At 32.9% G+C, this 18,589-nt stretch carries 18 protein-coding genes; 8 read left to right on the forward strand and 10 right to left on the reverse strand.

All coding sequences use genetic code 11. From position 1 onward, the window contains the following. Positions 1–199 precede the first annotated feature (199 nt). From secA to fakB1, 5 genes are all read right to left on the reverse strand, one after another. Positions 200–2,731, reverse strand: coding sequence for a preprotein translocase subunit SecA (secA, locus tag ACP7BT_RS05330; RefSeq protein WP_002483906.1), 2,532 nt, complete (start codon positions 2,729–2,731; stop codon positions 200–202). A 301-nt stretch (positions 2,732–3,032) separates the two neighbouring features. Then, positions 3,033–3,605 carry a ribosome hibernation-promoting factor, HPF/YfiA family gene (gene hpf / locus ACP7BT_RS05335; protein ID WP_037538957.1) on the reverse strand — a complete coding sequence of 191 codons (573 nt, stop codon included), beginning with the start codon at positions 3,603–3,605 and terminating at the stop codon, positions 3,033–3,035. A 66-nt stretch (positions 3,606–3,671) separates the two neighbouring features. Next, complete coding sequence (locus ACP7BT_RS05340) at positions 3,672–4,343, reverse strand: ComF family protein (RefSeq protein WP_002483908.1); 672 nt, start codon at positions 4,341–4,343, stop codon at positions 3,672–3,674. After that, positions 4,336–5,604 (reverse strand): DNA/RNA helicase, encoded by a 1,269-nt coding sequence (locus tag ACP7BT_RS05345; protein WP_037538959.1) that lies wholly within the window; start codon positions 5,602–5,604, stop codon positions 4,336–4,338. Before ACP7BT_RS05345 ends, ACP7BT_RS05340 begins: the two co-directional genes overlap by 8 nt. A 90-nt stretch (positions 5,605–5,694) precedes the next feature. Next, a complete protein-coding gene (fakB1, locus tag ACP7BT_RS05350) occupies positions 5,695–6,558 on the reverse strand; it encodes a fatty acid kinase binding subunit FakB1 (protein WP_002483910.1) in 864 nt (287 codons plus the stop codon). 168 nt (positions 6,559–6,726) lie between these two features. Between fakB1 and ACP7BT_RS05355 the strand changes: the two genes are divergently transcribed. Then, positions 6,727–7,368 carry a YigZ family protein gene (locus tag ACP7BT_RS05355; RefSeq protein WP_041079705.1) on the forward strand — a complete coding sequence of 214 codons (642 nt, stop codon included), beginning with the start codon at positions 6,727–6,729 and terminating at the stop codon, positions 7,366–7,368. Positions 7,369–7,489: 121 nt separating this feature from the next. On the opposite strand, the gene ACP7BT_RS05360 is transcribed toward ACP7BT_RS05355, so the two are convergent. Then, positions 7,490–8,548 carry a glycosyltransferase family 4 protein gene (locus ACP7BT_RS05360; protein WP_002483912.1) on the reverse strand — a complete coding sequence of 353 codons (1,059 nt, stop codon included), beginning with the start codon at positions 8,546–8,548 and terminating at the stop codon, positions 7,490–7,492. 395 nt (positions 8,549–8,943) lie between these two features. Between ACP7BT_RS05360 and gdpS the strand changes: the two genes are divergently transcribed. The 4 genes from gdpS to pepT all read left to right on the forward strand — a co-directional run bounded on the left by gdpS (position 8,944) and on the right by pepT (position 12,877). Further along, a complete protein-coding gene (gdpS, locus tag ACP7BT_RS05365; RefSeq protein ID WP_011303636.1) occupies positions 8,944–10,014 on the forward strand; it encodes a GGDEF domain-containing protein GdpS in 1,071 nt (356 codons plus the stop codon). 338 nt (positions 10,015–10,352) lie between these two features. Further along, entirely contained in the window at positions 10,353–11,114 is a 762-nt protein-coding gene (locus ACP7BT_RS05370; RefSeq protein ID WP_041079707.1) for a threonine/serine exporter family protein, read from the forward strand. Positions 11,115–11,130: 16 nt separating this feature from the next. Then, positions 11,131–11,631, forward strand: coding sequence for a threonine/serine exporter family protein (locus tag ACP7BT_RS05375; protein ID WP_100217405.1), 501 nt, complete (start codon positions 11,131–11,133; stop codon positions 11,629–11,631). A gap of 13 nt (positions 11,632–11,644) precedes the next feature. Continuing rightward, a complete protein-coding gene (pepT, locus tag ACP7BT_RS05380) occupies positions 11,645–12,877 on the forward strand; it encodes a peptidase T (protein ID WP_011303639.1) in 1,233 nt (410 codons plus the stop codon). Positions 12,878–13,121: 244 nt separating this feature from the next. On the opposite strand, the gene ACP7BT_RS05385 is transcribed toward pepT, so the two are convergent. The 3 genes from ACP7BT_RS05385 to ACP7BT_RS05395 all read right to left on the reverse strand — a co-directional run bounded on the left by ACP7BT_RS05385 (position 13,122) and on the right by ACP7BT_RS05395 (position 15,987). Further along, on the reverse strand, positions 13,122–14,243 hold the full coding sequence (locus tag ACP7BT_RS05385) for a glycerate kinase (protein WP_002483917.1): 1,122 nt from the start codon (positions 14,241–14,243) through the stop codon (positions 13,122–13,124). 375 nt (positions 14,244–14,618) lie between these two features. Then, positions 14,619–14,939, reverse strand: a complete 321-nt coding sequence (gene ytxJ / locus ACP7BT_RS05390; RefSeq protein WP_011303640.1) for a bacillithiol system redox-active protein YtxJ — start codon at positions 14,937–14,939, stop codon at positions 14,619–14,621. Between the two features lie 154 nt (positions 14,940–15,093). Beyond that, complete coding sequence (locus ACP7BT_RS05395) at positions 15,094–15,987, reverse strand: EMYY motif lipoprotein (RefSeq protein WP_041079709.1); 894 nt, start codon at positions 15,985–15,987, stop codon at positions 15,094–15,096. Between the two features lie 127 nt (positions 15,988–16,114). Between ACP7BT_RS05395 and ACP7BT_RS05400 the strand changes: the two genes are divergently transcribed. The 3 genes from ACP7BT_RS05400 to ACP7BT_RS05410 all read left to right on the forward strand — a co-directional run bounded on the left by ACP7BT_RS05400 (position 16,115) and on the right by ACP7BT_RS05410 (position 18,046). Beyond that, positions 16,115–16,633, forward strand: a complete 519-nt coding sequence (locus ACP7BT_RS05400) for a GrpB family protein (protein WP_041079710.1) — start codon at positions 16,115–16,117, stop codon at positions 16,631–16,633. A 160-nt stretch (positions 16,634–16,793) separates the two neighbouring features. Beyond that, a complete protein-coding gene (gene murB / locus ACP7BT_RS05405; protein WP_002483921.1) occupies positions 16,794–17,720 on the forward strand; it encodes a UDP-N-acetylmuramate dehydrogenase in 927 nt (308 codons plus the stop codon). An 11-nt stretch (positions 17,721–17,731) separates the two neighbouring features. After that, positions 17,732–18,046, forward strand: a complete 315-nt coding sequence (locus tag ACP7BT_RS05410) for a CHY zinc finger protein (protein WP_011303643.1) — start codon at positions 17,732–17,734, stop codon at positions 18,044–18,046. A 113-nt stretch (positions 18,047–18,159) separates the two neighbouring features. On the opposite strand, the gene ACP7BT_RS05415 is transcribed toward ACP7BT_RS05410, so the two are convergent. Further along, complete coding sequence (locus ACP7BT_RS05415) at positions 18,160–18,486, reverse strand: PH domain-containing protein (RefSeq protein ID WP_002483922.1); 327 nt, start codon at positions 18,484–18,486, stop codon at positions 18,160–18,162. Positions 18,487–18,589: the final 103 nt, after the last annotated feature.

An 18,589-nucleotide genomic window follows, 5' to 3' on the forward strand; every position in this document is an offset into this window, starting at 1 on the left:
TATGATTATTTGAATGAAATAATAAACTATAACGTATTTCATTTATTTGAAGTTAATAACTCTATTCTACAGAAGTTTGCGGTTTAATTACAACTTTATCTAATTCAAATAAATACCTAACCAAACTTAATTACAAAATAAAACCGAAAGTTAATGACTGCTCATCAAAACTTCCGGTTTTATAACCTGTCACTATGAACTATGCACCGTGACAGTTTTTATATTTTTTCCCGCTTCCACAAGGGCAAGGGTCATTTCTACCAATATGTTCATCTTTCACATAAGGTTCTGCTTTAGCTTTTTCTTTACCATCTTCGGCTGAAACGTGCTCTGCTTTACCAAAGTCTGTTGTTTTATCTCTTTCAAGATCATCTTCTACTGAAACAACCGATTTCAAGATATACTTACTAACATCTTCTTCGATATTTTGCATCATCGTATCGAAAAGTTGATGACCTTCATTTTGATAATCGCGTAAAGGATTTTGTTGACCATAAGAACGCAGATGAATACCTTGTCTTAATTGATCCATCGTATCAATATGATCTGTCCAATGCGTATCTATAGAACGAAGTAAAATCATTCGTTCAAATTCATCAAATTGTGTTCCAATTTTTTCTTTTTGGTCTTTTAATGCAATTTCAACTTTATTCCAAACGAATTCGAAGATATCCTCGTTGTCTTTACCTTTAATATCTTCAACTTTTATATCGCCTTCATTTAAGAATACATCGTCTACATAGTTAATGAATGGTTTATAATCTGGATCGTCCGCTTCTTCATTTACATAGTAGTTCACGCTTCTTTCAAGTGTTGAGCGTAGCATGTCATTAACTAAACCACCACTTTCATCACTATCGATGATACTATTACGTTCACCATAAATAATTTCACGTTGTTTACGTAAAACATCATCATATTCAAGTACACGTTTACGTGCGTCGAAGTTATTACCCTCAACACGTTTTTGCGCAGATTCAACCGCACGTGAAACCATTTTAGATTCAATTGGTGTGGAATCATCCATACCTAAACGGTTCATCATGTTTTGCAAACGTTCTGAACCAAAGCGCACCATCAGTTCATCTTGAAGTGATAAGTAGAAACGACTGTCCCCTTTATCACCTTGACGTCCTGAACGACCACGTAATTGATCATCAATACGACGTGACTCATGACGTTCTGTGCCGATAACAGCTAAACCACCAAGTTCTTGAACACCATCACCTAGTTTGATATCCGTACCACGACCAGCCATGTTGGTAGCTATAGTTACTGCGCCTCGTTGACCAGCACCTGCAACAATATCGGCTTCACGTTCATGGTTTTTAGCATTTAAAACATCATGACGCACGCCATTTTTCTTCAATAAATTTGAAATGTATTCACTGGTTTCAACTGCAACTGTACCAAGTAATACCGGTTGGCCAGCTTTATGTTTTTCAATAACGTCTTGAACAACTGCATCAAATTTACCCTTTTGACTAATATAAATTAAGTCTGGTTTATCAACACGTTGCACTGGTTTGTTCGTAGGAATTTGTGTAACCGTCATATTATAAATGTTTCTAAACTCTTCTTCTTCGGTCTTCGCTGTACCTGTCATACCAGATAACTTATTATACATTCTGAAATAGTTTTGGAATGTGATTGAGGCCATTGTTTTAGATTCATTTTGAATTTTCACACCCTCTTTAGCTTCAATCGCTTGGTGCAAGCCTTCAGAGAAACGACGTCCAGGCATTGTACGACCCGTAAATTGGTCTACAATAAGGACTTCACCGTTATTAACCATGTAGTCAACATCTCTTTGTAATGTCACGTGCGCACGTAGTGCCGTATTGATATGACTGATAACATCTACATTATTTACATCATATAAATTATCAATTTTAAACATGCGCTCTGCTTTATCGATACCTTGTTCAGTTAATTGTACCGCTTTTGTTTTTTCGTCATAATTATAATCATCTTCACTCTTAAGCATTTTTGCAAACACATTTGCTTGTGTATAAAGTGATGTCGATTTCTCTGCTTCACCAGAAATAATTAAAGGTGTACGTGCTTCATCAATTAAGATGGAGTCAACCTCATCGATAATCGCAAAGTTTAATGGTCTCATTACACGTTCTTCTGCATAATTTACCATGTTGTCACGCAAGTAATCGAAACCTAATTCATTATTTGTACAATACGTAATATCACACGCATATGCTTCACGTTTTTCAGTAGTTGTTTTACTATTTAAATTTAAACCTACAGAAAGTCCTAAAAATTCATACAGTTCAGCCATTTCTTGACTCTGAACACTTGATAAATATTCATTGACTGTTATGACATGTACACCGCGACCAGTTAACGCATTTAAATATACGGGCATTGTCGCTGTCAACGTTTTACCTTCACCTGTTCTCATTTCGGAAATATCGCCGCCATGAATCGCGATTCCACCCATAACTTGCACTTTGTAAGGAATCATATTAAACACACGTTTTGACCCTTCTCGTACTAGTGCAAATGCTTCCGGTAAAATATCATCCAATATTTTGTTTTGTTTTTTTATATCTTCTTCGCTCTGTAATTTTTCTTGGAATGCGCTTGTTTTGGCTTTAATTTCTTCATCAGTTAATATCGACATATCCTCTTCAAGTGCGAGGACCTTGTCGGCTAATTTACCAAGGCGTTTTATTTCTTTTTTATTGCCATCTGCAATTTTTGATAAAAAACCCATTCTGTTCGCTCCTTTAGCTTTTTAACTCTTCGCTTACAACAACTTATGATATCATTTATAAGCTTAAATTTACACTTATTGACTTGTCTAAAGTGTCTTACATTGAAATTATATTTCTTGTCCACTTACATTTCTATTTATTTTAAAATAATTGATTATAATCTTGTTCAATAAAAATATACACAAATAGCTATATCACTTTCAAATTATTACATAGTAACATAGCAAAAATTAAGCGTCCACGATTTAACATCATCGTGAACGCTATAGTATAAATGCTACTTAACTTACATCAAACGTCTTATTCAGTTGTTTCAATCAAACCATATTTTCCATCTTTTCTTTTATATACAATACTAGTACCGTCTGTTTCACGATCCGTAAAGATGAAGAAATCATGTCCTAATAAATCCATTTGAAGCACTGCTTCTTCAGAATCCATTGGTTTCAAACTGAAATTTTTTGCACGAATAATTTCGATTTCATTATCCGCTTCATTTTCATCATTTTGAATTTCAACTGCTTCTTTTTCTTCTGGTAGTGAAGCAAACGCTTCTTGCTCACCACGATTTCTATTTCTACGATTTACACGTGTTTTGTATTTTCTAACTTGTCTTTCAAGTTTGTTATTAATTAAATCAATACCTGCATACAAATCATCGTTACGTTCTTCAGCTCTTAATGTAACATTTTTCAATGGAATTGTTACTTCGATCTTAGTAGCTGAGTTTTGATACGTTTTCACTTTAACGTGTGCTGTTGCATTTGGCACATCATTAAAATAACGCTCTAATTTACCAATTTTCTCCTCAATATAGTTGCGAATCGCATCAGTAATAGTGAGGTTCTCTCCGTGAATTTCAAATCTGATCATAATCATCGACTCCTTTAAAACCTCTATATTGGTAATATTGCTTACTAATATAATACCACGTTTAGTCTACCGTGCAAACGTAAACACATCGAATTTTCTGATTTTTCTAACATATACTTTTTCAATCGCATGATGAACCGTTAAGCCAGTAGTATAAATGTCATCCACAAGTAAAATACTTTTATCTTCTAAATTGATATCTTTTGATACTTCAAATGGATTATCAAGTCGCGCTCTATGTAGCTTGCCTAATAATGATTGTTTAGGCCTCACCTTAGTTTGAAGTATAGATTCATATGGTACTTGCTGTTTATCTAACACACAAGTAACTGGATTAAAGGTGCGATTGATATCTCTTTCTACAGGAGATGGAATTGGAATAATTAAATCGTAAGACTGTTTCGGTAGTGTGAGTTGTTCTGCCAAAATTTCACAAATTGCTACATCTTTTAACAATTTGTATTGATGTATCAGTTGTTTCACTACGCCTTTATATTGATAATTACAATATAATTGATTCATTAACGGAAATTTAACTGCTAAGAACGCACAATCTAGACATTTATGCTCCCCTTGATCAAGTTTTTTTAGACATTTTGTACAACGCCCTTCCAATACGATTTTGTTTTCTTCCCATAGTTCTATACAATTTACACACATCTTTACAGGCTTTTTATAAAAATTAAGCGCATCGAACATTTCTGTTAACTTGGCATCACATTGTATACATCTAGCCATCAATCCACTTCTTTTTTAGTGCTAACTGATTCATATCTATAATTGCTTTTCGAGCTTTTAACATAGGCAAAGTAATACCTTCATGTAAAAATAATACGAGCCCTGTTGGTTCCTCTATCTTTCTTCCAACTCTACCAGCGATTTGTATTAACGCACTCTTATTAAAAATTTGGCTATTACAGACGATGACATCTAATTTGGCCATGGTAAATCCTCTTTCTAATATTGTTGTAGTAAAAATGACTTGGTAATCCCCATTTCTTAAAGCTTTGACTTTTTCAAATCTTAAGGCATCTTCGCTATATACATAAGTTAATGACGTTATTTCCTTTTTATAGCGATGATATGCTGTTTTCATTAAATTGATATTATCGAAAAACACGAGTGTATAACGCTCTGTTAAGATTTGTTTTTTTAGTATCTTCAGCAATGCATATTGTATTTTATGTTGCTTTAATTTGAAATATTTAAAACGCGGTACAGGTAATGGCTGTCTATGATATCTCGCAGGTAGTGTGATGACATCAGATGGATTCATCTTCTTTAATAAATGTCTAGGCGGTGTAGCCGTCATAAATATATGACAGTGTGTCGCTTTTGATGCATGAGTAATCGCTTCTTGTAATGAATGATCCATTACTAAAGGAAATGCATCTACTTCGTCAACAATAATTAAATCAAAATGATGCTTGAATCGATATAATTGATGTACGGTTGAAATGATAAAGTGCCCATCAAAGCGCTGTGTTTGACCTTGGTAAAGTACATCAATCTGATCTGAAGAAAATGCCTTTTTAATCCTCATACTAATTTCTATCACAACATCTACCCTAGGGGATACAATCGCGACATTATCCCCTCTACTACGCGCATAATGAATACCTTCAAATATCATTTCTGTTTTTCCAGCACCAGTGACTGCATATAAAATTTTAGTTTCATAATCTTTAATTGCCTTTAGAATTGCTATCGATGCAAAAGTTTGTTGTTCAGACAGTTTGAAATCTAACTGATATATGCCCTGAGACGCAACATTTTTAGATTTTGTAATAAAGATTGGCTTTATATTATCCATTCTTCCTAAATTGATACAATTTCTACAATAGACTATTTCTTTTTTTAATATAGTTGAATAATAATTATAAAAATGACGCGGTTCTTTCGTATGACATTGCATACACTGCCATTGATTATGTTTTTTTATAATGCCAGTTGAAGTCTTATCAATGATTTCATCGGTCAGTAACGTTTTATCTAACATAAGTCGACCATAATATTTTATTTGCCTTACCTCCAAAAAAAGACATGTAACACCCAATAGGCGTGACATGTCTCTAATTTATTCATTAATTTAATCTGTGCGAATGGTACTTCCAATATACCCTAAACCAATACCACCAGATCCTAAATGTGCAGCAATGACTGGTCCAAAGCTAGAACGATAAATATTGTACTGAGGATAGTTAGTTTCTAATTCTTGTTGAATCCAATCTGAATCTTCAGGAATATCACCCTCAATTACAAATAACGTAACTTCATCTAGATTTTTGACTTCATTTATCACTTTTTCAACCATTTTACGCAAAGCACGTTTTTTAGTTCTTACTTTTTCATCTGGAACAATTTTGCCATCTTCGAACTTTAACACTGGCTTCATCTTCAACATCGTTCCAATCCAAGCTTGCGCACCTGTAATTCGACCACTTTTTTGTAAATTTTTCAAATCATCTACCATGAGTACTGCACCTGTTACTTCACGGATTGCATGTAATGCTTCAATGATAGCTTTAGGTTCATAGCCTTGTTCAATCATTTCTATCGCTTTAAGGACATATCCACCTTCAACCATCGCAGCTAATTTAGAATCAAACGTATGGACATTAATGTCTGAGACCATTTCACCTGCTTGTGTCGCAGTTTGATAGCACCCACTGATTCCAGAAGAAAGAAATACACAAATGACATCTGTATAGCCTTCTTCGCGAAGTTGCTCGAAATTCTCCAGAAAATCTCCGATTGCAGGTTGACTCGTTGTTGGAATTGTAGCTGAGGTCTTCATACGTTCATAAAATTCGTCTGTTGAAATGGATGCATTCTCAACGTAATTCTCACCACTATCAAATGTGACACTAAGTGGTGCAACTTTGATATTATATTTGTCTATTAATGTTTGAGATAGATAACTCGTTGAATCTGTCAAGACAGCAATCTTCATCCTAATCCTCCTCAATTATACTCACAACTATGATACCTTATTTTCAACCAAAAGAAAATTTATTTTTACATTTATGCTTGTATTCAATACAGTGTATAATACAAAGGTAGCGATGATGATAAACATTATTACAATGGATAAAATCTATAGACATTTGGAGGGTTACACATGGAAGACACAATTATAACGATAAAAGCAGAACATATAATTGAAAATGTAATCAATAAATCTCGTTTTATTGCACATATTAAACCAGTAGAATCAGAAGAAGATGCGAAAGCCTTTATTAATCAAGTGTCTACAAAACACCGTGAAGCAACACATAATTGTTTTGCATATACAATTGGCGATCAAATGAATATACAAAAAGCCAATGACAATGGTGAACCAAGCGGTACTGCTGGCGTACCAATGTTAGGTATTTTAAAAAAATTAGAAATACATAATGCTTGCGTGGTTGTTACACGTTATTTTGGTGGCATTAAACTAGGTGGCGGCGGCCTTATTCGCGCTTATAGTGGTGCCGTTAGAGACGTTATTTACGATATTGGTCGTGTAGAACTTAAACCCGCTATACCTACAACTGTAACCATTAATTATGATTTAACAGGGAAATTCGAATATGAACTTGAAAGCACGTCCTATTTATTACGTGATCAAAATTATACAGACAAAGTAAGTTATCAAATAGATGTTGTCGCGTCTGACTATGATGAATTTATTGCATTTTTAAATAGAACAACGTCTGGTAATTATGATTTAGAAGAAGGCGAAGTCATGAGGTTACCGTTTGATATACCAACAGATTAAATATAAATGATAGATATATGTCTTATTTTACAAGTACTTAAACAAACCGAATCGTACAAAAAAACCGACAAGTCAGTAACCTCTGACTTGTCGGTTTTATAGTTTCACAATTTCATTGCTATCACTGTTCATCTTTATTATGCTCTTTATTTTCTATTAATTTCAATAGAGGTCTGTAATCATCATCAATTAATCCTGTAAATTCTACAATCAATTCAATTGTAATGAATATGAGTATGAGCATCATGAATACACCCCAAGGTTGGGATAAGTATAATATAATACTAGAGAGACTAAACAGTATCGCAATTGAATATATCAATAACACGGTTTGTCGATGCGAATAGCCTAATTCTAAAAATTTATGATGCAAATGAGATTTATCGGCCTGCATAATATGTTGACCTTTCTTCACTCGACGTATCATAGCGAATAGTGTATCGATAAATGGTACTGCTAAAATAACGATTGGGAAGAATAAGGATACAAATGTAATGTTTTTAAACCCGAGTAATGATAGAAAGCCTACAATAAATCCAACTAATAGCGCGCCACTGTCACCTAAAAAGATTTTTGCTGGATGGAAATTGAAGAATAAAAATCCTAAAAGTGCACCTATCAATACACTACATATCATTATAATAAATATATTGGCTTGTAATATTGCTATAAAGCCAATTGTCATCAGTGCAATCATTGAAACGCCTGACGCTAGACCATCTAATCCATCGATTAAATTTATCGCATTCGTAATGGCAACAATCCAAATGACCGTTATTGGAATACCAAATATACCAAAATGTATCGTTGGACCAATAGGTAATGAAATAAAGTCAATTGTAACACCATAGTAAACAACGACTAACGCCGCAATTACTTGGCCAAGTAATTTCATAATTGGTTTTAAGTCATAGATATCATCTATCAAACCAACCAAATAGATTAATACAGATCCAATAACAAGCGGTTTGACCTCAGTTTCTATAGGATGTCCAAGCCAAATTCCAACTAAAAACGATAAGAGTATCACAGTTCCACCAAGTACTGAAATAGGTTTAGTATGTACCTTTCTAAAATTCGGTTGATCTACAATCCCTAATTTATGAGAAACTTTTATGACTATTGGTGTAAGTATTAAACTGACTATCATTGAAAAAATGATTAGTAATAATGTATACATCAGTTCACCTTCATTAATATGGTTCTTAATTATTTTAAATTTCAAAGTCTATGTTGAAAATATTTGTTTCATTAAATTGTGAATTCACTTCAAAAATGACTATTTTAATACTTCCTAATAAAAATATAGTCTCATTACACAATTGATATTTTTACATAACTTTATAATACCTTATACGCTTTTACTTATACAACTAGAAGTGCGATAATAAATGCGTTATATTTAGGGATATTATTTATTAAATCAATTTTAGTGAATTTTTAATTTTTCACTAAAAAATAATTTTAACATGAATATTAAGTGAATGTTAGAATTTTCTATTCACCCCATGATGACAAATTGTAAGTTTTCACTTACAATAACTAAGTGTTTATTTAAAGGAGTGTAAAGTAAAAATGTTTGAAGCTATTATCTATAATATTTCTGTTACCGTAGCTGGAATTTATTTATTCCATCGTCTACAATACTCAGAAAATAGAATTATGGTATTTTCAAAAGAATATGTCACTGTTTTAATGACGATAGTAGCGCTTTTACTATCTGCGTACCCTGTCCCAATATTCAATGAGTATACACTCTATTTATCCTTTGTACCTATCCTATTTTTAGGTAGATATACGAATATGTTTTACACTGTTCTATCCGCCTTTATTGTCGGCTTAGTCAATGTTCTGATTGGGGATTATACAATAATTACTGCTATGATATTTATCGTAATAGCAGGCATCATTGGTGCGATAGGTCCATTCTTAAAACAAAGTGATATCATTTCATTGCAAATACTAAATGTCATTGCATTAGTTATTTTTGCAATTTTATCATTAATCAGCCCATATTACGAGATTACAGAAGTCTTATTTTTAATTCCGATTTCATTTGTCTTAACAATAACTTCGTCTATTACCTTTGTTGATATTTGGCATTTCTTCTCATTAGTCAATCGATATGAGAACGAAGATAAAGTAGATTACTTAACTGGATTAGGTAATGTTAAAGAATTCGATAGACATTTAAATGAAACAGCTCGTTTATCTGAAGAAAATAACCAAAGTTTAGGTTTATTACTGATTGATATCGACGGTTTCAAAGATGTGAACGATATGTATTCACATAAATCGGGCGACGCTGTACTCAGACAAGTGGCTCAATTACTTAAAAACTATGTGCCACAACAGTTTAGTATTTATCGTAATGGCGGTGAAGAATTTTCTATTGTTTTGTATGATTATACTTTAGACCAATGTGTCAAATTAAGTGAGAGTATTCGTGGCGGTGTAGAACAATCTACATTCCATTTACCAAACAAAGAAGTCATTAAATTATCCGTATCTATTGGCGTTGGATACTTGACAACAGATGATTACAAATCACAACGAAAAGTGTTTAAAATTGCTGACGATATGTTGCATATGGCTAAAAACGAAGGCCGTAACCAAGTCATGTTTAACCCAATTGTTAAATTATAGGGAGTGGGACTTTACATTTTCAATGCAGCCACCTACTACCTAAATGAAAAAGAGTTTGAGACATCTATTTTTGTCCCAAACTCTTTTTTTCGTATAAATAAATGTAACGTTTCTTTCACCTACCATGCCCTTCACACAGCGCGATTCATCCATATGTTTTACTTTTTCTAAATAAAGTTTCAATTAAAGCATTGAATAATTATAGTAATTAAAATGAGTTTGTTACAATATATAATGTTATATAAAACATTAATTACCGTAAGATACGCTATTGAAAGTTTTTATTCGACAATGTAAACTTTCAATTGTTCTATTAACAATTCAGGAGGTGCGAAGCTATGTCAGATTCAATTACCATCATTGATGAAGATAAAGTCATTGATGTCGTATTAATCGCAGGCAGAATTTTACTAGAAAGCGGTGCTGAAACGTATCGTGTTGAAGATACAATGACAAGAATCGCTGCAAGTTATGGTTTAGATGATACATATAGCTTTGTAACATCAACTGCAATCATTTTTTCGTTAAATAATCGTACAAATACACGACTCATTAGAATTCGTGAACGTACTACAGATTTAGAAAAAATTGCATTAACAAATAGTTTGTCTCGTAAAATATCTAGTAACAAGCTAGATATTGATCAAGCAAAATCTGAACTTATCCATTTACACCATGCTTCCTTGCAGTATTCATCAATTACCAATTTTGTTGCAGCAGCAATTGCCTGTGGCTTTTTCCTATTTATGTTTGGTGGCGTCATTAATGATTTTATATTTGCAATCATCACTGGTGCTGGTGCCTTTTTAACTTTCAGCTATGTACAACGCTATATTCAAATTAAATTCTTTTCTGAATTTATCAGTGCAGCTGTTGTTATAGCTATCGCTGCTTTCTTCACTAAAATAGGTTGGGCACACAACCAAGATATCATAACCATTGCCGGTGTTATGCCCTTAGTACCCGGTATATTGATTACAAATGCAATTCGTGATCTAATGGCTGGTGAATTAATTGCAGGCATGTCACGTGGCGTTGAAGCTGCACTAACCTCATTTGCAATTGGTGCCGGTGTTGCTATCGTCTTATTAATCTTTTAGAAAAGGAGTGCTGATAATGTTCATTGTTTATTACTTTTTACAGTTTGTGATTAGCTTTTTCGCATCAATGTTATTTTCTATTCTTTTTAATGCACCTAGACGCCTCCTTTTAGCCTGTGGTTTTGTTGGTGCCATGGGATGGATTATTTATAAATTATCCTTTGATGCTGATTTAGGTAAAGTGTTAGCGTCATTTTTAGGTAGTTTTATTTTAGCAATTATGAGTCATGTCATGAGTAGACGTTATAAACGTCCTGTTATTATCTTTATCGTTCCAGGAATTATACCTCTTGTACCTGGTGGTTTAGCTTACGAAGCCACACGTTTTCTTGTAAGTAATCAGTATACGCATGCGGTGAATACCTTCCTTGAGGTCACGTTAATCTCTGGAGCTATTGCATTCGGTATCTTATGTGCTGAAATCATTTATTATATCTATACACGTGTTAAACAGCATTATGGTAAAATGAAAGGCAAAACATATAAAAAATCTTATAATATAAATAATAGAGCTTAAGGGGTGTTTTTAAATGAAACAAGACATAATTGATCGACTTACAAGATATGTAACAATCGACACACAATCCAATCCAGAATCTACAACGACGCCTTCAACTGAGAAACAATGGGATTTATTAAATTTATTAAATGACGAATTGACTGATTTGGGATTAGAAACTGATATTGACGAACAAGGTTACTTATTTGCTACTTTAGACAGTAATGTAGACATCGATTTACCTACTGTCGGATTTTTGGCACATATTGATACTTCACCTGACTTCAACGCGTCTCATGTAAATCCTCAAATTATTGACAACTATGATGGGACACCGATTCAATTAGGTAAGACGAACCGTACATTAAGCCAAGATGTATTCCCTGCTATGAAAAACGTTGAAGGTCATACATTAATGATTACAGATGGTACTTCTTTGTTAGGTGCTGACGATAAAGCCGGTGTAGTTGAAATTATGGAAGCTTTAAAATACTTAACTTCACATCCTGAAATTAAACACGGTAAAATTCGAGTAGCCTTTACGCCCGATGAAGAAATTGGAAGAGGTCCACATGAATTTGATGTAGAACGTTTTAATGCTGATTTCGCATACACGATGGATGGTAGTGAGTACGGAGAATTACAGTATGAAAGCTTTAATGCTGCAGAAGCGATCGTGACATGCCATGGCGTGAACGTTCATCCTGGATCAGCGAAAGATGCTATGATAAACGCTGTATTATTAGGTCAGCAATTTAATGCTTTATTACCACAAAATGAAGTTCCAGAAAGAACGGAAGGCTATGAAGGATTTTATCATTTAATGAAAATAAATGGCGATGTTGAAAAAACAACCTTACAATATATTATTCGTGATCATGATAGAAACGAATTTGAATTACGTAAAAAACGTCTCGTCGAAATAAAAAATGATATTAACTCACATTTCGAAGATGAACCTATTGAAGTAGAAATTAATGACCAATATTACAATATGGGTGAAAAAATCGAACCTAACCCACACGTGATTGATATACCTAAACGTGTTTTCGAAAAATTAGGCATTCCAGCAAATACCGCACCAATACGCGGTGGTACTGATGGTTCTCAACTTTCATATATGGGACTACCTACACCAAACATTTTCACAGGTTGTGACAATTTCCATGGACCATTCGAATACGCGTCTATTGATGTCATGGAAAAAGCAGTACAAGTTGTAGTCGGTATAGCTGAAGAAGTTGTAAATACTTACGATAAGTAATACTAAAAGTAGTTGTTTTTACTTTTAAACATGTAGCGCCTATGACACAAATACAAAAAATAGAGCTAATCCGATATGGATTAGCTCTATTTTTATTACTTTGAACATGGCCACATATCTAAAATATACATCCTGTCAGTATACGCCCCATTATGCAACTAATCTAAGTATTAGTTCCTGATTAAATTGCTATAAATGGTAGTTTATACGACTTAAAATAAGATATGCTTGTTTCACTTTACGTTTAATTTGTACTGAATTGTGTTTTCAGTAATTTAATTGCCTGAACTGTATAATGTCTAATTTGAATCCCCATTTTAAAATCAGTAAAACTTTCAGGCATTTCAATAAATGTATTAAACATTGATGTAACACCCATTGATTCAAATAAATCAAATTTATCTGGTGTTGCACAAATTGCAATCGATGGTTTGTCATATTTCGTAGCTAACTCTGCAAGGCGAACAGTTGTAGTTTCTAATATTTGGTCTTCTTCATTGACACCTTCTCCAAAAATAATTAAATCCGCCTGTTTAATCAATGAATCTAAATGTGTTATTTGGTCAACTAATGCATGACTTGTCATAATTTCTGCATCAAAAAGCGCTTTTAGCACCGCAGCAATACCGCCTCCTGCACCACCTCTTTGAATCGGTCCAAGCGCGAGTTTGAGTTCGCTTTTAAATATTTCACTTAAATACCAAATTAAATTATCAATTTCTGCTGCATTTTCTCTACTTAAACCATAAGTTTCATAGGTTTGCATAATCTCACTATGTTTACCATATAATTTACTATCAAAATCTGACATTACTTGAAAACGAACATCTTTTAATTTTGAGTTTAATGCAGAAGTATCTATTTTTCGAATGTACTTCAACATACGACTACCTTCACGCATATCAACTTCTTGAGCTTCATCATCATAAAATTTAGCACCTAAGGCCTGTAACATGCCTGCACCACCATCAAAACTTGCGATACCGCCTAATGATATAACAATATGGTCTGCATCATTTTCAAGTGCATCAGCAATGATTTCACCCATACCAAAACTCGTGCGTTCATTTATCGGTTTTTGACCACTTAAAAATAAATTACCTTCAATCACAGTCATACCACTATCTGTAATACCGTAAATGGCTTCTACTTCATTCATATCAGCATCATGTGTAGGCACTCTATATTTGGTTCCTGATTGCCATAAAAAGACAGAATCCATTAATTCATGGCGTCCGTTAAACAATGGCACTTGAACGATATCTGCTTTCTCAATTTGGCTTGCTACCGCTTCTTCCACATAGCGGTTTGCTTGATAACTCGAAATAATTCCATTAAATTCATCCATCGCCACTAAAACTTTCATATTGTCACCTCAAGTATTTTATCAATTCATTTTTGTATTTTTGTATAATGAAACATAAACTATTATAAAGTCATTTTCAACCAGATTGAACCACAAAAATTTGTGGTCTTGGTTAATGAAGTAGGCAACAGATAAATATGTTGGCCATCGTCTGCGAAGTCTATTTATAGCATGTGTTCGCTATCCCAACCTCACTACCTGTATCTATAAGTAGCCACATATAGTCATTCCCAATAAAGTAGTAGTCTATATTTCATATTCAACTATTTATTATACATGTCAGATGAACATTTTTCACATTATAAGAAACGCTTGCTAATCACTTTCATTTAGAGAAGCGGTTAACAAGCGTTTTTTTGCATATTCTGTTATGTTTTACTCTTCAGCGTTAGCTAAAGTCGTAACGTTAATATCACTGTGACTCGCATTCCAAATCGCCTGTCCCTTAACAAAATAAAATGCTTGTGGCGATTCATGTTTTACATTTGTTTTTTCTTCTATATAATTCGATAAGTCTCTTTCTTGTTGCACAATTAAATAATAACCATCCATATCACGTTCATATAAGAATTTATTAAATTGATCCATTGCATTTGCTGAAATTGGGCACGTTTCACTGTGCTTCAATACAAATACATAATTATTTTCTTTTATAATTTGCTCAAACTGGTCAATCGAACTCAGCTTTATAGCCATTCTATTCACCTCTAAAAATATTTAACACACCCAAATTGTTTCAAAAAGTGTGAAATCTCCACGATATACTCATATCATTGTTTCCAATTATACACAATACTCTTTTTGTTGTTAACCGTTTATTTAAATTTTTATAACAATACAAATTTCTTTGTTAATTATAGTCTTCTTTTATATTGTTATATTGTTTATCAAATACGGCATCATATTTTTCTAAATCTTCACTTTCTTTAGGTAAAGTTTTATGATCTATTTTTGATAACTCATCACTAATATCAATCGTTTCTACACGTGTTTCATAATAATTTTGCAAGCTGTAATACATTTCAATCGCATTTTTACGCGCACTATTTACATAGTTATTCGTAATTTCAGCTTTGTTTAAATCTTTAATTTGTTTATTAATTAAAGGCATGATGTCTTTTTCAATCGATTGCTTAACTTTAGCTGAATCTGTTGAATCCAACTCTTTTTCTGCTGTATGTCTCAGTTCTTTGTTGTTTTCTTCTAATTTATGTTTGAAATTATTAACATCTGTGCGTGCGCCTGCATCATTTGCGTCTTGCATGTGCGCTTCAACTTGAGATCTACTTTTCTCAAATAACTTCGTATATTCTAAAATATCTTCATTTGCTTTAATTGCTTGATTGCATAAATCAACAAATACTTTCAAATCGTTAATAGCTGCTTTCTTATCTTTGACTGACTTTAAGTAGGTAGATTTTAAGTTTTTCGTTTCTTCAGATTCTGCCGGTAATTTTTTAGCTGCTGTCTCATATTCCTCTAACTTAGGGATTAATTTGCGATTAATGTTATTTTGCAAGTTATTAAATGCTTTTTTATCCTTATCAGTCGTATCTGTTTTACTTAAATCATCTAATTGCTTCAATGAAATGTCATCCATGACATGATTAAGTTCTTTTTCCTTATTTTTCACATCATTCAGTGAGCTATCAAAATCTTTGAATTCGTTAGCACCTTCATTACCGCATGCACCAAGGGTTATCACAAAGCCAAACAACAAAACAATGCAAAGTAATTTTTTCATTTCTGCACTCCTTATCATTCAGTATTATACAGAAACTTATTTAACTTGAAAATAATATGTGATATATTATTTCAGAATTTACAGTTTAACAGTTATATCACAATAAAGAAAGGAGTGAACAACCTATATGAATTCAAACATCCAAGCATTTATTTCTGAGGACAAAGATAATTATTTTGCAGAGCAATATCAAAATTTGAAAAAAATGCTTTTTAACCTGCTCGACACACCTGTTAAAACTACACTTCATATCGGTGGAACATCACATTTCAATTACGTTACTGAACCCATTTTAGATATATTAGTAGGCGTAGATAATTTACATGATATCACCGCTTTGGATGAAAAACGTTTGAATTATGAAGGTTTTTATCGTTTACACCATTCATATAAGAAAAAAGTAATTATGGCACAATTTAATAATTTAATAGATTTAAAACAAATAGCACGTTTACATATTATTCAAAAAGATTCTAACCTATACAAAGCGTATATTCAAACGCATCATCAATTGTCTCATGATCAACACACCGCTACACAATTTGGTTCTAAGAAATTGATGTTAGCTAATGAAGTTCGATCTATACGTGCATATGAAAATAAGAAACAACAATTATTTGATTCATTCTCTCACACAGTAAATTAACTTAAATATGGATTATGAAATATAGCCTCACATCAATATTAAACACACGATGATCATTGTATTAATAATTTAACAAAATTAATTACCATAGTATTTAGCAAAGACTCCAAATCATTGGTATAATGAATAAATGAATTCAACAGGAAAGGATGTTCTATAGTTGCATAAGGATGACATCTTAAAAGAATTAAAAGCAATTGTCCCAGAAGAAATTATTAAAATTGATGAACCTCTAAAAAAATATACATACACTCAAACAGGGGGTAAAGCCGATTATTATCTTTCCCCAACCCACAACGAACATGTGCAAGCCATTGTGCATTATGCTTACACACATGATATACCTGTGACGTATTTAGGTAATGGGTCTAATATTATTATTCGTGAAGGTGGTATTCGCGGTATTGTGATTAGTTTACTTTCACTTGATTACATTGATGTGTCCGACGATGCTATCATTTCAGGTAGTGGCGCTGCAATCATCGATGTTTCACGTGCTGCAAGAGACCATGGCTTAACTGGTCTTGAATTCGCATGCGGCATACCCGGTTCCATCGGTGGCGCTGTATTTATGAATGCTGGTGCTTATGGCGGTGAAGTAAAAGACTGTATTGATTATGCACTTTGCGTTAATAACAAAGGTGAATTAATCACGTTAACCAATAAAGAACTTGAGTTGGACTATCGTAATAGTATTGTTCAGAAAGAACATCTCGTTGTATTAGAAGCTGCCTTTACCTTAGCACCTGGCGATCAACAAGAAATACAAGCTTCTATGGATGATTTAACAGAAAGAAGAGAATCAAAACAACCACTAGAGTATCCTTCATGTGGTAGTGTATTCCAACGTCCGCCTGGTCATTTCGCTGGTAAGTTGATTCAAGATGCTCATTTGCAAGGTCATCGCATTGGTGGCGTTGAAGTTTCAACAAAACATGCTGGCTTTATGGTTAACGTAGATAAAGGAACGGCAACAGATTATGAAGATTTAATTCATTACGTTCAAAAAATAGTACAAGAAAAATTTGATGTTGAGCTGCACCCTGAAGTTAGAATTATTGGAGAACACCCACTCAATGAACAATAGGAGAAATCACTATGGTAAAAGTATATGGATCCACTGTAGATAATGAGTCACGCTGTACACATTATCAAACACCTTTAGATATTATTGCCATTAAGTTTAAATGTTGTAATAAATACTATCCTTGTTATAAATGCCACAATGAACATGAATCACATAAGATTCAGCGATGGCAAGCAAATGAATTTCACGAAAAAGCTATTTTATGTGGTGTCTGTAATCATGAAATGACAATTAATGACTACATGATGATAGAAGCTTGTCCAAAATGCGATGCCCATTTTAATAATCGCTGTAAGTATCATTATCATTTATACTTTGAAATTTAATAAAGAAACGATATAAAACTTAATTTTGTCATATTAAAAAGCGTAGATGTCATGGTGTGCATCTACGCTTTTTGTTATTTCTTTATTTGTTTGTATCTCATATTCCCAGTGAACTATTGGTCAATTTTATCACTAACATATTGTACAAATGTAGCAACGTCACCTTTTTGAATATTTTTCATAGGCATAGGCCCAATGTTAAAAGTGAAATTAATTTTTTCTCCATCATATTCAATTTTTTCAACTTCATTATATGCAATACTTCTATAATAAAATTCACCGTTCATATCAACATTTAAAATGATTCTCTCATTTGTAGCTATAAAAGCACCCTCAAATTCAGTCGAACCTTGTACTGAATACTCTATTGTGCCTAGAACAGTTGGTCCTTTTTTCTCAGTTGGAAATAAATCATTTGGATTTACATTATCTAATATCATGTACTTTGTCCCCCTACTATTTCTTTAAAACGCTCTATCTAGCATTTATATATTTACTCGAAAGTATGATGATAAAAATATTATAACATTAGTATGATAGTGA

This window comes from Staphylococcus sp. Y174-1 (assembly GCF_049897865.1).
GTDB lineage: Bacteria > Bacillota > Bacilli > Staphylococcales > Staphylococcaceae > Staphylococcus > Staphylococcus saprophyticus.

Bases quoted from the DNA above. Each gene is read 5' to 3' on its own strand.
- secA (WP_002483906.1), bottom strand. From the start codon at position 2,731: ATGGGTTTTTTATCAAAAATTGCAGATGGCAATAAAAAAGAAATAAAA.
- hpf (WP_037538957.1), bottom strand. From the start codon at position 3,605: ATGATCAGATTTGAAATTCACGGAGAGAACCTCACTATTACTGATGCG.
- ACP7BT_RS05340 (WP_002483908.1), bottom strand. From the start codon at position 4,343: ATGGCTAGATGTATACAATGTGATGCCAAGTTAACAGAAATGTTCGAT.
- ACP7BT_RS05345 (WP_037538959.1), bottom strand. From the start codon at position 5,604: ATGTTAGATAAAACGTTACTGACCGATGAAATCATTGATAAGACTTCA.
- fakB1 (WP_002483910.1), bottom strand. From the start codon at position 6,558: ATGAAGATTGCTGTCTTGACAGATTCAACGAGTTATCTATCTCAAACA.
- ACP7BT_RS05355 (WP_041079705.1), top strand. From the start codon at position 6,727: ATGGAAGACACAATTATAACGATAAAAGCAGAACATATAATTGAAAAT.
- ACP7BT_RS05360 (WP_002483912.1), bottom strand. From the start codon at position 8,548: ATGTATACATTATTACTAATCATTTTTTCAATGATAGTCAGTTTAATA.
- gdpS (WP_011303636.1), top strand. From the start codon at position 8,944: ATGTTTGAAGCTATTATCTATAATATTTCTGTTACCGTAGCTGGAATT.
- ACP7BT_RS05370 (WP_041079707.1), top strand. From the start codon at position 10,353: ATGTCAGATTCAATTACCATCATTGATGAAGATAAAGTCATTGATGTC.
- ACP7BT_RS05375 (WP_100217405.1), top strand. From the start codon at position 11,131: ATGTTCATTGTTTATTACTTTTTACAGTTTGTGATTAGCTTTTTCGCA.
- pepT (WP_011303639.1), top strand. From the start codon at position 11,645: ATGAAACAAGACATAATTGATCGACTTACAAGATATGTAACAATCGAC.
- ACP7BT_RS05385 (WP_002483917.1), bottom strand. From the start codon at position 14,243: ATGAAAGTTTTAGTGGCGATGGATGAATTTAATGGAATTATTTCGAGT.
- ytxJ (WP_011303640.1), bottom strand. From the start codon at position 14,939: ATGGCTATAAAGCTGAGTTCGATTGACCAGTTTGAGCAAATTATAAAA.
- ACP7BT_RS05395 (WP_041079709.1), bottom strand. From the start codon at position 15,987: ATGAAAAAATTACTTTGCATTGTTTTGTTGTTTGGCTTTGTGATAACC.
- ACP7BT_RS05400 (WP_041079710.1), top strand. From the start codon at position 16,115: ATGAATTCAAACATCCAAGCATTTATTTCTGAGGACAAAGATAATTAT.
- ACP7BT_RS05410 (WP_011303643.1), top strand. From the start codon at position 17,732: ATGGTAAAAGTATATGGATCCACTGTAGATAATGAGTCACGCTGTACA.
- ACP7BT_RS05415 (WP_002483922.1), bottom strand. From the start codon at position 18,486: ATGATATTAGATAATGTAAATCCAAATGATTTATTTCCAACTGAGAAA.